Annotated in this window: 12 protein-coding genes; 8 read left to right on the forward strand and 4 right to left on the reverse strand. The window is 73.9% G+C overall.

The genetic code is table 11. The annotated features are described in order from the left end of the window. Window positions 1-87 precede the first annotated feature (87 nt). The 6 genes from ABII15_RS20350 to ABII15_RS20375 are packed head-to-tail and all read left to right on the forward strand — an operon-like array spanning window position 88 to window position 6,735. Complete coding sequence (locus ABII15_RS20350) at window positions 88-1,353, forward strand: O-antigen ligase family protein (protein WP_353947122.1); 1,266 nt, start codon at window positions 88-90, stop codon at window positions 1,351-1,353. Further along, window positions 1,350-3,029: a lipid II flippase MurJ gene (locus tag ABII15_RS20355; protein ID WP_353943752.1), complete on the forward strand. Its 1,680-nt coding sequence runs from the start codon at window positions 1,350-1,352 to the stop codon at window positions 3,027-3,029. The genes ABII15_RS20350 and ABII15_RS20355 overlap by 4 nt, the downstream gene beginning before the upstream one ends. Next, window positions 3,019-3,801: a polysaccharide deacetylase family protein gene (locus tag ABII15_RS20360; protein ID WP_353943753.1), complete on the forward strand. Its 783-nt coding sequence runs from the start codon at window positions 3,019-3,021 to the stop codon at window positions 3,799-3,801. The genes ABII15_RS20355 and ABII15_RS20360 overlap by 11 nt, the downstream gene beginning before the upstream one ends. Next, on the forward strand, window positions 3,798-4,937 hold the full coding sequence (locus ABII15_RS20365; RefSeq protein ID WP_353943754.1) for a glycosyltransferase: 1,140 nt from the start codon (window positions 3,798-3,800) through the stop codon (window positions 4,935-4,937). The genes ABII15_RS20360 and ABII15_RS20365 overlap by 4 nt, the downstream gene beginning before the upstream one ends. After that, window positions 4,937-5,605, forward strand: a complete 669-nt coding sequence (locus ABII15_RS20370; protein ID WP_353943755.1) for a lipopolysaccharide biosynthesis protein — start codon at window positions 4,937-4,939, stop codon at window positions 5,603-5,605. Before ABII15_RS20365 ends, ABII15_RS20370 begins: the two co-directional genes overlap by 1 nt. Further along, complete coding sequence (locus tag ABII15_RS20375) at window positions 5,605-6,735, forward strand: GNAT family N-acetyltransferase (RefSeq protein WP_353943756.1); 1,131 nt, start codon at window positions 5,605-5,607, stop codon at window positions 6,733-6,735. Before ABII15_RS20370 ends, ABII15_RS20375 begins: the two co-directional genes overlap by 1 nt. 37 nt (window positions 6,736-6,772) lie before the next feature. Here ABII15_RS20375 and ABII15_RS20380 read toward each other — a convergent pair whose 3' ends face one another. Continuing rightward, the gene (locus tag ABII15_RS20380) at window positions 6,773-8,140 is read right to left on the reverse strand and encodes a glycosyl hydrolase (protein ID WP_353943757.1); all 1,368 of its coding nucleotides are present in this window, start codon (window positions 8,138-8,140) and stop codon (window positions 6,773-6,775) included. A gap of 132 nt (window positions 8,141-8,272) precedes the next feature. On the opposite strand from ABII15_RS20380, the gene ABII15_RS20385 reads away from it, so the two are divergent. Together ABII15_RS20385 and ABII15_RS20390 are read left to right on the forward strand one after the other, a co-directional pair. Next, window positions 8,273-9,550 carry an ATP-grasp domain-containing protein gene (locus tag ABII15_RS20385; RefSeq protein WP_353943758.1) on the forward strand — a complete coding sequence of 426 codons (1,278 nt, stop codon included), beginning with the start codon at window positions 8,273-8,275 and terminating at the stop codon, window positions 9,548-9,550. Continuing rightward, window positions 9,550-10,860 carry an FAD-dependent oxidoreductase gene (locus ABII15_RS20390; RefSeq protein ID WP_353943759.1) on the forward strand — a complete coding sequence of 437 codons (1,311 nt, stop codon included), beginning with the start codon at window positions 9,550-9,552 and terminating at the stop codon, window positions 10,858-10,860. Before ABII15_RS20385 ends, ABII15_RS20390 begins: the two co-directional genes overlap by 1 nt. Before the next feature lie 207 nt (window positions 10,861-11,067). Here ABII15_RS20390 and ABII15_RS20395 read toward each other — a convergent pair whose 3' ends face one another. The 3 genes from ABII15_RS20395 to ABII15_RS20405 form a co-directional block, all read right to left on the reverse strand. Then, entirely contained in the window at window positions 11,068-11,748 is a 681-nt protein-coding gene (locus tag ABII15_RS20395; protein WP_353943760.1) for a chaplin, read from the reverse strand. A gap of 109 nt (window positions 11,749-11,857) precedes the next feature. Continuing rightward, window positions 11,858-12,085 carry a chaplin ChpD gene (chpD, locus tag ABII15_RS20400; RefSeq protein WP_353947123.1) on the reverse strand — a complete coding sequence of 76 codons (228 nt, stop codon included), beginning with the start codon at window positions 12,083-12,085 and terminating at the stop codon, window positions 11,858-11,860. A 224-nt stretch (window positions 12,086-12,309) separates the two neighbouring features. After that, window positions 12,310-12,720, reverse strand: coding sequence for a rodlin (locus ABII15_RS20405; RefSeq protein ID WP_353943761.1), 411 nt, complete (start codon window positions 12,718-12,720; stop codon window positions 12,310-12,312). Window positions 12,721-12,798: the final 78 nt, after the last annotated feature.

Here is a 12,798-nt window from a genome sequence, read left to right on the forward strand (position 1 = left end):
CGCGCCGGTGCCGGAGCGCCCGTCCACCCGATCGGCAGGACGCTGCGCCGATACGGGCCGGTGCTCCCGGTCCTGCTGCTCATCGCGATGCTCGCGCTGCCTCTCGGGGCGGGCGCGGAACAGGAGGGCAGCGGAGGCACCGGCACCCTCGCCGACGCCGTCTCCGGGCTCGTCGTGATCTTCTGCGCGGTCCGTGCCGTGCGGCACCGGCAGCGCCCGCTGACCCGCACCGCCCTCGTCGTGCTCGGGCTGCCCGTGGTCGCCGTCGCGGTGGCCGCGCTCGGCGCCGACTCGGTCTCCAACGCCCTGGTGGGGATGGCGCGTTACTACCAGATCCTGGTGCTCGTCCCGGCCGCCGTGCTGATCCTCGTACGCGACCGGGACGACTTCCGGCTCGTCGCCTGGGGCCTGGTGGCGCTCGGGCTGTGGCAGGGCGCGCTCGGCGTCTACCAGTACCTGACCGGGACCGGCGCCAGCTACGCGGGCGAGGACATCCGGGCCGTCGGCACCTTCGGCGCCACCGACGTGATGGGCATGTCCACGGTCGTCGCGTACGGGCTCGTGTGCGCGGTCGCCCTGGCGCTCGGCGGCGCCACGGCCCGGGTGCGGCTCACCGCGCTGGCCTGCGCCGCCGGGCTCGTGGTGCCGCTCGCGCTCTCCTTCAGCCGGGGCGCCTGGATCGCGACGGCCGTCGTCTGCGTGGCGCAGATCGTCTGCGCCGGACTGCGCCGCGCCGTCCGCCTGCTGGCGATCGGGGTCGCGGCGGCGGTCGTCCTCGTCGGCGGTCTCGGCGTGGGCACCTCGATGCTGGAGGAGCGCCTCAGCAGCATCACGCAGGTCACCGCGGCGCCGGACCAGTCCGTGACGGACCGGTACACCATGTGGGCCGCGGCGATCGACATGTGGGAGGAGCACCCGGCCACCGGTGTGGGGCTGAAGAACTTCCCCGCCTACCGCGACAGCCACGCCTCCCTCGCGCTGTCCGCGGGCAGCGACGTGGCCGGCGCCGGCGCCTCCTTCCGCCGCCAGCCGCTGCTCTCGCCGCACAACATGTACCTGCTGGTCCTCAGCGAGCAGGGGCTGCTCAGCCTGTGCGCCATCGTCGGGGCGTGGGCCGCGATGCTGGTGTGCGGGGTGCGGCGGCTGGTGACGGCGCACCGGCGCCGGGCGGGCGGGCTCGACTGCGCGCTGATCGCCTGCGGGCTGCTCGTCTGGCAGCTGATCGACTTCGTGTACGCGGACATCGGCGGGCCCTCCACGGTGCTCACCTCCGTGGTGTTCGGCCTGGCCGCGTGGTGGGCGCTGGCGCCCGCCGCCGACGGTGCCTCCCGCGAGGCGGCGGCCCGGCGATGAAACCGACCCTTCCCGCCGGCGGCGACGAGACCGTACGCCCGCGCGCGGTCCCGGCCCAGCCGACGGCCCCGGCCCCGCCCGACCCGGGCCGCGACACCCACGGCTCGTCGAGCACCTTCCTGGCCAGGGCCGCGCTCCTGACCGCCGTGCTCTCCGCCGCCGGATCGCTGCTCGGCCTCGTGCGCGACCAGACACTGGCCCATCTCTTCGGAGCGGGCAGCGAGACGGACGCCTTCCTGGTGGCGTGGACCGTGCCCGAGGTGGCCGCGACCCTCCTCATCGAGGACGGCCTGGCCTTCATGCTGGTGCCCGCCTTCAGCGCGGCGATCGCCCTGCGCGGCAGCCGCGCCGCGCACGGGCAGGACCCGGTGCGGGCCCTGGTGGCCGCCTCGCTGCCCCGGCTGACCCTCGCCTTCCTCGCCTCCGGCCTTGCCCTGATCGCCGGAGCGCCCCAGCTGGTGGAGCTCCTCGCGCCGGGCCTGCCCGATCCGCAACTGGCCGTCGACTGCACCCGGCTGACCGCGACCTGCATGCTGACCTTCGGGCTCACCGGGTACTGCAGCGCCGCGCTGCGCGCCCACAGCAGCTATCTCGCCCCGGCCGCCATCTACGTCGCGTACAACACCGGCATCATCGCCACCCTGCTGCTGCTCGCCGACCGCTGGGGCGTGCGCGCCGCGGCGGCCGGGGTCGCGGTGGGCGGCTGCCTGATGGTGCTGGTGCAGGCGCCGGTGCTGCGCCGCCGGCTGACCCGCGCCGAGCCCGGGACGCAGGTCCTCCAGGGGGCGTCCGGCGACGGCGGACCGGCGCAGAAGCAGTCGCTGAACATGATGCTGATCTCCACCGTGCTGCTGTTCGCGCTGTGCCGTCAGTCGCAGGTCTTCATCGAGCGCTTCCTCGCCTCGTCCCTGCCGTCGGGCGCCATCTCGCACCTCAACTACGCCCAGAAGGTGGCGCAGTTGCCAATGGTGCTGTCCCTGATGCTGTGCACGGTCACCTTCCCGGTGGTGGCGAAGGCGCTGGCGCGCGGCGACACCGAGCGGGCCCGCGACCGGGTCGAGCGCGACATCGCGCTCGCCGCCTGCATCGTGCTGTCCGGCGCCGCCGTGGTGTTCGCGTGCGCGCCGCAGATCATCCAACTGCTTTTCCAGCGGGGCGCGTTCACCGCCGAGGACACCGCCGCCACCGCGTCCATCATGCGCATCTACTCGCTGGGTCTCCTCGGGCACTGCCTCGTCGGCGCGCTCGTCCGCTCCTACTTCTCCGCGGGCCGGCCCACCTGGTACCCGGTGGTCTCGATGGCGTTCGGGATGACGCTCACGGCCGGGGTGGGCACCCTGACCGTCGGCACCTGGGGAGTGGCCGGGATCGCCGCGGCCAACGCCCTCGGCATCACCTTCACCGCCGTCCTGCTGCTGACGGCGATGGACCGGCGCAGCGTCCCCGTCCGGCTGCCCAAGGTGCTCCTCGAACTCGGCAAGACGCTGTTCGCCGCCGTGGCCGCCACGGCCGCCGGCCTGGTGTGCGCGGCGCGGGTCGGGCAGCCGCTGGGATCCCTCGCCGTCGGGTGCCTGGCCGTCGCGACCGTCTTCGGCCTCCTCCTGTGGGCCCTGAACGTCCAGGCGTTCGTACCCGCCGTCCGCTTCGCGACCAGAAAGCTCCGCCATGTCCGCTGAAACAGCCCTGAAGGAAACCCCGGGACTCAGATCGAGAGAACTGCTGCCCGGCCGCTCCCCCTGGGTGGCGATGTACCACTCGGTGGACGACTGCGCCGACGACCCGTACAACGTCACCGTCACCCCCGACCGGCTCCAGCAGCAGCTGCGCTGGCTGCGCTCGCGCGGGCTGCGCGGCGTCAGCGTCGCCGAACTCCTGCGGGCGCGCGGCCGGGGCGCCGGGCGCGGCCTGGTCGGCCTCACCTTCGACGACGGGTACGGCGACTTCGTCGAGAACGCGCTGCCGCTGCTGCGGCACTACGAGTGCTCCGCCACCGTCTTCGTCCTCGCGGGCCGGCTCGGCGGCGAGAACGCCTGGGACAGCGAGGGCCCGCGCAAACCGCTGCTGACCCCGCAGGGCATCAGGAAGGCCGCCGCGGCCGGCATGGAGATCGGCTCCCACGGCCTGATGCACGTCGACCTCACCCACGCCGACGAGGACCAGCGCCGGGCCGAGGTCCAGCGCAGCAAGGCGCAGATCGAGGAGATCACCGGCGGCGAGGTCCTCGGCTTCTGCTACCCGTACGGGTATGTGGACTCCGCGACGGTCGAGGCGGTCCGCCGGGCCGGGTACCGCTACGGCTGCGCCATCTCCCCGGGCCCGCTGACCAGCGTGCACGCCATGCCGCGCGTCTACGTGGGGCAGCGGGACACCCCGTGGCGGCTCGAACTCAAGCGCCGGGCCCACCGGGTGCTGCGGCGTCCCTGGCAGGTCGGGGAGTGCGCGCGGTGAAGGTGCTGCACGTCATCACCGGTCTGGGCGCGGGCGGCGCCGAGCAGCAACTGCGGCTGCTGCTGCGGCACGTGCCGGGCACCCACGACGTCGTGACGCTGACCAATCCGGGCCAGGTCGCCGAGGGGCTGCGCCGCGACGGGGTGCGCGTCGTCCACCTCGGCATGGCCGGGAACCGCGACGGCCGCGCGCTGCCCCGCCTGGTGCGGCTGATCCGCGCCGGACGCTACGACCTTGTCCACACCCATCTCTACCGGGCCTGTCTGTACGGCCGGATCGCGGCCCGGCTGGCCGGGGTGCGGGCGGTCGTCGCCACCGAGCACTCGCTCGGCGACACCCAGATCGAGGGCCGCCCGCTGACCCGCTCGGTGCGCGCCCTGTACCGGACGGGGGAGCGGCTGGGCCGCACGACCATCGCCGTGTCGCCCGCGGTGGCCGAACGGCTTGCCGCGTGGGGCGTGGCCCGGGACCGGGTGGCGATCGTCCCCAACGGCGTGGACGTGGACCGGTTCGCCCACGACCCCGAGGCGCGCGTCGCCGCCCGGGACGCCCTCGGGCTGCCCGCCGACGCCTTCGTCGTGGGCGGGGTGGGACGGCTTGTCGAGGGCAAGCGGTTCGACGTCCTGGTCGAGGCGCTGCGCGAACTGCCCGACGACGTCCGCCTGCTGCTGGTCGGCACCGGCCCGCGGGAGGAGGCCCTGCGGGCGGCGGCCGGGCGCGCCGGGGTCCTCGGCCGCCTCGTCCTCGCCGGGGAGCGCCCGCACCTGTCGCCGGAGCGCACCGGCGCGCTCGACCTGCCCGCGCTGCTGTCCGCGATGGACCTGCTGGCCTCGCCCTCCGCCGACGAGGCGTTCGGCCTGGCCGTGGTGGAGGCGCAGGCCAGCGGGCTGCCGGTGCTCTATGCGACCTGCCCCGCGATCGACGACCTGCCGCCGGGTACCGAGGCCCGCGCCGTCCGTGTCCCGGGTGACACCGCCTCGTTCGTCCGTGAGATCCGAAGAGTCCGCGAGGAGCCGGGCGGCGTCAGACAGCCGTCGCGGGCCGCTCTCCACTACAGCATCGCCCGGAGCGCCGCACTGCACCACGACGTGTACGTGACGGCCGCGGGCGCCCCGACGTCAGGAGTGAGTACGTGATGACCGAAACCGCCCAGGCCCAGGACAGGAGTGCCCCGCGCGCCCCGCTCGCCCGCGCCGCCGCCCGCACCAGGAGGCTGCCCCGGTGGTGGCCGCTGCCCGTGGGCCTCGTGGCCGGCGCGCTGGCCGGCGGGGTGTACGGCGCGGTCAGCACCCCGCAGTACACGGCGACCAGCTATGTGATCGCCGTGCCGACCGGGGAGTCCGACTCGATGTCCGCGCTCGGCTTCGCCCAGGCGTACAGCCGGGTCGCCACCCAGGTCGCGGTGCTCAGCGACGCCCAGGTCGCGGCGGGCGTGCCCATCAGCACGCTCCAGTCGAACGTGCGGGCGGAGACCTCCCCGGACGCGCCCATGGTCGCCATCTCGGCGTCCTCGGCCCGGCCCGCGCAGGCGATGGAGATGGCCAACGCGGTCGCCCGCGCGCTCACCGTCAACGCCGGCCACACCAAGGACGACACCCACGTGGAGCTGCTGCGCTTCACCCGGGCCGTCAAGCCGACCGATCCGTCCTCGCCGTCCGCCGCGCTGACCACCCTCGTCGGCGCCAGCGCGGGCGGCCTGCTCGGCGGGCTCGCGCTGCTGGCCAGGCCGCGCAGGACCGCGGCACCGGCCACCGCCACGGTGCCCGCGCCCGCGGTCGCCGACGCGGTGCGGGGCGGCGCCTGATGCCGAGCGGCGCGGCGGCCCCCGTCGTCTCGGTGTGCGCGGACACCGCCGGGTTCGGGGCGCTGCGCGAGGAGTGGAACCGGCTGCACCGCGCCTGCGCGACCGCGACCCCGTTCCAGAGCCACGCCTGGCTCCACTCGTGGTGGCTGTCCTACGGCAGCGCGGGCCGGCTGCGCGTCGTCCTCGTACGCCAGGACGGGCGGCTCGTGGCGGCCGCGCCCCTCATGCGGCGGCTGCGCCCGTTCCCGACGCTGACCCCGCTCGGCACCGACATCTCCGACTTCAGCGACGTCCTGGTCGACGCCGACCCGCCCGGCCCGGCCGACGCCGTGCTCGACGCGCTCGGCGCCGGACTGTGGCGGCTGGCCAGGACCTCCGTCATCGACTTCCGCGAGGTGCGGCCCGGCTCCACGGTCGAGGCCCTGCACGACCGGTGGCGCGGGCCGCGGCGCCGGCTCGACGACTCGGCGTGCCTGGAACTGCCCGCGCTGCCCATGGACGACCTGGTGCAGCGGCTGCCCCGGCCGCGCGCGCAGCGGGCCCGCGCCAAGATGCGCAAGCTGGACGCCACCGGCATCGAGCGCCGGGTGGTGCCCCCGGCCGAGGTCGGCGCCTCCGTACGACGCCTGCTCGAACTGCACCAATTGCAGTGGCAGGAGCGCAAGGTGACGACGGAGCACGTCAAGCCGCGGTTCGCCGAGCACCTGAGCCGGTCGGCCACGCTGATGGCCGAGACCGGTGACGCCGTTGTCACGGAGTTCACCCTGGACGGCACCGTCGTCGCCGCCGACCTGACCTTCGTCTCGCCGCGGCTCGCGGGCGGCTATCTCTACGGCGCGCACCCGGAGCTGCGGGAGCGGAAGATCGACGTCGCCACGATGCTGCTGCGCAGTTGCGCCCAGCACCTCCAGGACGGCTCCCCGGCCGGGGTGCTGAGCCTGCTGCGCGGCACCGAGCCCTACAAGCTCCACTGGCGGCCCGAGCGGCTGGTCAACCAGCGGCTGCTGCTGGCCCGCGCCGGTTCGGCACCGCAGCTCGCGGCGCTGCTCGCCGATGTGCGCGCCCGGTCGCTGGCCAGAGCCGCGCGGCGGGCATGGAAGGAGCGCGGTGGCGACCGGCCCTCGACGTAGAGGACCGGCCGCCACCGCGCTCAGTGGTTCCGGCGGCTCAGGAGCGGCGCTGGAACCAGTCGAACCGCAGGCACAGCTTGCCGCCGAGCCAGTGCTCGATCCAGTCGCCGAGGTCGACCGGCGAACACTGCGGGGGCTGCGTCGGGTTGGTGGGCTCGGTCGGGTTGACGGGCGTGTCCGGCTTGTCGCGGCCGCTCAGCGCCGCCCGGTAGACCGCCGACGCCTTCGGGTTCTTGTCGCACTGCCACACGCCGTGCGGGCAGTAGTCCGTCAGCGTGTTGTAGAGCGGCTTGTGCTCGTCCATCCAGGCGAGCATGCGCCGCATGTACTCGGCGTTGTCGCCGTTGCGGAACAGACCCCACTCCGGGTACGAGATCGGCTTCTTGTGCTCCGCCGCGAAGTCGACCTGGGCCTGGAGCCCGTACGGCTCGGACACCTGCTCGTCGAAGGACTTGTTCTCCGGCTGGTCGTACGAGTCCATGCCGACGATGTCGACGACGTCGTCACCGGGGTAGCACTCGGTCCACGGCACGGCGTCCCGGCCCCGGCTGGGCGTGAAGTCGAAGCGGAACTTCTGTCCCGGCACCGACCGCATCACCGTCACGATCCGTTTCCAGTACGTCTTCCAGGACTCGGGATCGGGACCGCACCGGTGGGTGTACGTGGTGCCGTTCATCTCCCAGCCGAGCACCACCACGGTGTCCGGCACGTCCAGGTCGACCAGGTGCTCGGCCAGGGCGCGGTAGTGCTGGTCGAAGTCGCCCCGCGCGCCCTGTTCGAGCAGCTTGCGCACCTCGGCGTCCGGGACGCCCTCCTCGTTGCGCTCCAGCATCGGCACGTTGAGGACGAAGAGCCGGTCGTCGCGCTCCTTGCGCCACTCGGCCCAGCTCTCCAGGAACGACTGGTCGCCCTCGATGTTGCTCCACCGGTCGCCGGGCAGATAGGTGTGCCCGACCCGCAGATCGGCTCCGCCGAGCCACTGCGACAGCTGAGCCATCCGGGTCACGCCCCGGGGCCCGTAGTCCAGGTAGGCGCCGAACGCGGGGAACTTGGGCGTGCCCTTGCCGGGCTCCTCGCTGGGCGACGCGGACGTGGTCGGTGTGCCGGTCGGGGGGCCGGTCGGCGTGGCGGACGGCACCGGGTCCTGACTGCCTGACACGCTCGGCTCCGGCGCGGGCTGTTCGCTCGCGCCGGCCGGGTCCGGGGCCGTGGGGCTCGGCTCGTCCGAGCCGGACGGCCACCACGGGACGGGGTTCGTTCCGGTGGTCGGGGTCGGGTCGGGGCGCGGACTGGCGTCCGCCGATTCCGTGGTCACGGATCCTGACGCGACCATCAGCGAGACCAGGACCCCCGCGGTGATCAGCGGAAGTCGTCTGTTCTTCGTCCAACGGCGTTCTGCGGCCATGCCTTGCTCCTCGTGCGCGATCGCTCCATTTCTGACAATCAGTCATATATATGCCCAATGCGCCAATCGTGGACCGTCCGATGGCCGCTCTTCGTCACCCTCGCGGGTTAGTCCGCGGAAAGGAATCGACACATGCTCGACCCCTGTGTCCCGGTGGTGCTGCTGAGGATCGACCCCAACCCCTTCCACCACGGAACCCTGGGAGCGGTGCGGTCCCTTGGGCGCTGCGGCGTCGAGGTCCACGTGGCGGCCGAGGCGGACCGCAGCCCGGTCGCCCGCTCGCGCTTCGTCAGCCAGATGCATCCGCCACCGCCGCCGGGGGCCCCGCTGAGCGAGATCGCCGGAGCCCTGCGGCGGACCGCGGCCCGGATCGTCCGCCCGGCGGTGCTGATCCCGATGGACGACGCCGGGGCCGTCGCCGTGAGCCGGCTGGGCGAGGAGCTGTCCGGGACGTTCCTCCTGCCGGACCAGCCGGGGCACCTGGCCGAACGCGTCGCCGACAAGGCGCTGCTGCCCGAGCTGTGCCGCGAAGCGGGCATCGCCCACCCGGCTACCGTGGAGCCGCGCGACGAGTCGGAGGCGGCCGCCGCGGTCGGCGACCTCGGCGCGCCCGTCGTGGCCAAGTGGAGCCGCCCGTGGCTGCTGCCCCCGGACGCCGGGCTGCGCAGCACCTGCCTGATCAGCACCCCGCACGAGGCCAGGAGCCTGTACCGCAGGGGCCTGGGCACCGGCAGCGCGCTGCTGCTCCAGAAGCGTCTGGCACCCGGCGGCGGTGACTGGTTCTGCCACGGGTACGTCGACGGGCGCGGCCGGCTGCACGGGGGCGGCGCGGGCAGCAAGCACCAGGCGTGGCCGCGCGGCGCCGGCCTGACCGCCGTGGGCCGCTGGGCCCCGGTCGCCGAACTCCAGTCCATGGTCGAGCGTCTGATCGCCGGGCTGCGCTACCGGGGCATCTTCGACATCGACTTCCGCGTCGACCCGGAGACCGGCCGGTACTGCCTGCTGGACTTCAACCCCCGGCCTGGGGCGCAGTTCCGGCTGTTCGCGGACGGCGCCGGCCTGGACGTCGTACGGGCCCAGTACCTCGACCTGACGCACCAGCGGCTGCCCGCCGGACACGCCCTGCCGGGGCGCACCTTCGTCGTGGAGAACTACGCGCCGCTGTCCGCGCTCCGGGCCCTGGTGTCCGCCGCGCTGCCCGCCCAGCGCAGCTCCCCGCTGCGCGAACTGGCCTGGCACGCCGCGGACGACCCGGCCCCCGCGCGGCACATGGCCGCCGAGTGGTCCCGGCACGCGGCGCGCCGTCTGCTGCGCCGGTCCGCGCCACCGTCCGCGGCCCTCCCCGACCACCGCACCGAACCTCCTGTCGCCGCACGCACCACCGAGGCCGAACGAAAGGCGAGCTGCTGATGTACGACCTGCTGATCGTGGGGGCGGGCCCGTACGGCTTGTCCATCGCCGCGCACGCCGAGGCCAGAGGGCTGCGCACCGCGGTCTTCGGCAAGCCGATGGAGTCGTGGCGGTACGCCATGCCCCGCGGCATGTTCCTCAAGTCGGAGCCGTGGGCGTCCAACCTCTCCGCGCCCGGCGCGGCCTTCCGCCTGGAGCAGTACTGCGCCGGCCTCGGCACGACCGCCCGGCACGGACACCCCATCCCCGTGGAGACGTTCGCGGAGTACGGGCTGTGGTTCGCGCGCCAGGCGGTGACACACCGGGACGAGCGGATGATCAGGCGGATCGACGCGGCGCCCGAGGGCTTCACGCTGGAGACCGAGGACGGCGAACCCCTGCGCGCCAGGGCCGTCGCGCTGGCCACCGGAGTGCTGCCGTACCTGAACCTCCCCGAAGCCCTGCGCGGGCTGACGGAGGATCACGTCACGCACAGCAGCGGCCACAGCGACCTGGACCGCTTCGCCGGGGGCGACGTCACCGTGGTCGGCGGCGGGCAGGCGGCCCTGGAGACCGCGGCGCTGCTCGCCGAGCAGTCGACCCGGGTACGGCTCGTCGCCCGCGCCCCCGCACTGGCCTGGAACAGCGTCCCGCCGCCCTGGGAGCGCCCCTGGTGGAAACGGCTGCGCGCACCGCACAGCGGCCTCGGCTGCGGCTGGCGCAACTGGTTCTACGCGGAGCGGCCGGGTGTCTTCCGCCGACTGCCCGACCGCACCCGGGCCGGCATCTCGGAGACCGCGCTGGGCCCCGCGGGCGCCTGGTGGATCAGGGACCGGGTGGCGGCGGCCGGCATCGACATCCGGCTCGGGCGCACGGTCGTGGAGGCCCGGCTCGCGTCCGGGCGGGTGCGGGTGCGCACCGCGGGGCCGGGGGCGGACGCGGAGGAGTTCACGACCGATCACGTCATCGCGGCCACCGGATTCGAGGCGAGCTGCGCCCGGATGACGGTCCTCGCCCCACGGCTGCGGAACCTGCTCGCGCCGCACCCCGAGGGCCCGCCTCGGGTGGGCCGGGGCTTCGCGTCCGCCTATCCCGGGCTCTTCCTCGCCGGTCTGGTCACGGCCGCCGACTTCGGTCCCGCGATGCGGTTCGTCCACGGGGCGTCCTACACCGCGCCCGCGCTGGTCGACGGGGTCGAGCGGCATCTCGGGCGGCAGCCGGTGCGGGGCGGCCCGGTGGTTCCCGGGGGCAGGCGGCACGCGCCGGAGGCGGTCGCCGTGGCGGCGGTGGCCGACGTCGGGCGGCCGGGGGCCGGTGGCCCGTTGGGGTGACGCCGCGTGCGAACGGGTGAACCGGTTCTTCAGGGGGGAACCGGCGGTGATCCACTGGTCGCCGTCATGAGAAGCGCCGCGTCGCTGCCTTCCTCCCAGCCGTCGGCGTCACGCCGTGGGAAGGCAGCCTTCTTCCGCGGCTTCCTCTGAGGGTCGGGAAGAGCTTCGCGGAGTTCTTCCCGACCCGACACGCGCCCCTCGCGGCACTCAGCGCCTCGGGGCGCTCGACCTGCGGTACAGGATGCCGCCCCCGACGAGCAGCCCGGCGCTGGTGGCCGCGGCGGCCAGCAGGTTCGGGTCGGCCCCGGTGTCGGCGAGCCGTTCGCGCGCCTCGGGCACCCGTACCTCGGCCGGTGCCGCCGCCGGTGACAGCACGTCACGTCCTGGACCCGGCACGACGGTCTGCGGCGCGGGGGGCACGGCCCGGTCGGTGGGCGGCTGCGCGGGGGTGCTGGGAGTCGTGGGCGGCGTGGCCGGGGTGGGAGTCGTGGGCGTGGCCGGGGTGCCCGGGGGCAGGTGCGGCGCGGGCGGCAGGTGCTCCTCGACGGGTGCCGGGGCGGCCGACGCGTCACCGGAGCCCGCGCACGCGTTGCCCGTCGACGGGTTGAGCGCGCCGACCACGTCGGCGGTGTTCCCGCAGAGGTTCAGGCCGATGTCCACGGGCGCCTGCACCGAGTTCCCCGACAGCAGACCCGGGGAGTGCGCGGTGGTCTCGGACCGGGGCGTGTCGCCGTAACCCTGCGCCTCGTGCGACGGGGCGTCGGCCGCCGACGCGGACGCGCCCGCGTCCCCCTCGTCACCGGTCAGGGCCGCGGCGGCGCCGGGCATGGAGAGCATGCCCGTCGCTGCCGCGGCGGCCATGACACCGATCTTCAGTGCCTGCCTCAAAGCGTTTCCCTTCCTGCTGGGGCGTCGTGCTCGAAAGTGCTCGAAAGCGCGGCCGACCCTGGAACCCGAGGGTGTCCAGGGTCGGCCGGTGGCTGAGCGCCGGGGTATTTCAGACGTTGGCGCAGGTGTTGCCGAAGGCCGGGTTCAGCAGCGCGATGACGTTGACGCTGTTGCCGCAGACGTTGACCGGCACGTGGACCGGGACCTGCACGACGTTGCCGGACAGGACGCCCGGGGAGCCCACGGCCGCACCCTCGGCGCCGGCGTCGGCGAACGCGGGGGCGGCCATGCCGAGGGCCATGATGACGCCGGCGACGACGGTGGCGCTCTTCTTCAGAGACATGTCTCTCTCCTTATTTCCGAGAAATATGAATGAGGTGCCAGTTCGAAAGGGGATCACTTTCTCGTCCGGCCCTCGGGAAGGAAAACGAGGCAACCGCGGGCGAGGAAACTGTGTGCCCGCTTAATTGATGAAACCGTGCGGCCATTCGGGCACAAAAAAGCTCGGACCGCCCGCGATCCGAGGAAGCGGGCGGCCCGAGCTCTGCGTGCGGCGGCCGGTCAGCCGTTCGCGACGCCGTTGCCGGAGAGGACCGGGATGTCGCTCAGGATGTGCGACAGCGGCTCGTCGCCCTTGGCCTGCGTCGAGTTCTCCGTGCACTGCTGGTTCTGCGGGGCCGACAGGATCGGGATGTCCTGGGCGGCGATCGGCACGACACCGATCAGCGAGCCGGCGTTGGCCTTGACCGGCAGGCCGATGCACGGCTTGTTCAGCGACCCCTGGACCAGGCCGAGCTGCGGGCTCATGTCACCCTCGGTCATGGAGTTGCCGAAGGCCTGCTTCGCGTCGTTGCCGCTGAGCGAGGTGGTGCCGCCGTCGTCACCGAGGGCGAGGGCCGACGGGGCCGCGGCCGCGGAGACGCCGACGACGGAAACGGCGACCGCTGCGGCAGCCATAGCCTTCTTGAGCATTGATGTGTTCCTTTTCTGACAGGCACCGGTTTGCTGCGAAGGAATCAACTCCAGGGGGTGCGAATAGTTCTCCAGGTT

The organism is Streptomyces sp. HUAS MG91, assembly GCF_040529335.1.
GTDB classification, from domain to species: domain Bacteria; phylum Actinomycetota; class Actinomycetes; order Streptomycetales; family Streptomycetaceae; genus Streptomyces; species Streptomyces tabacisoli.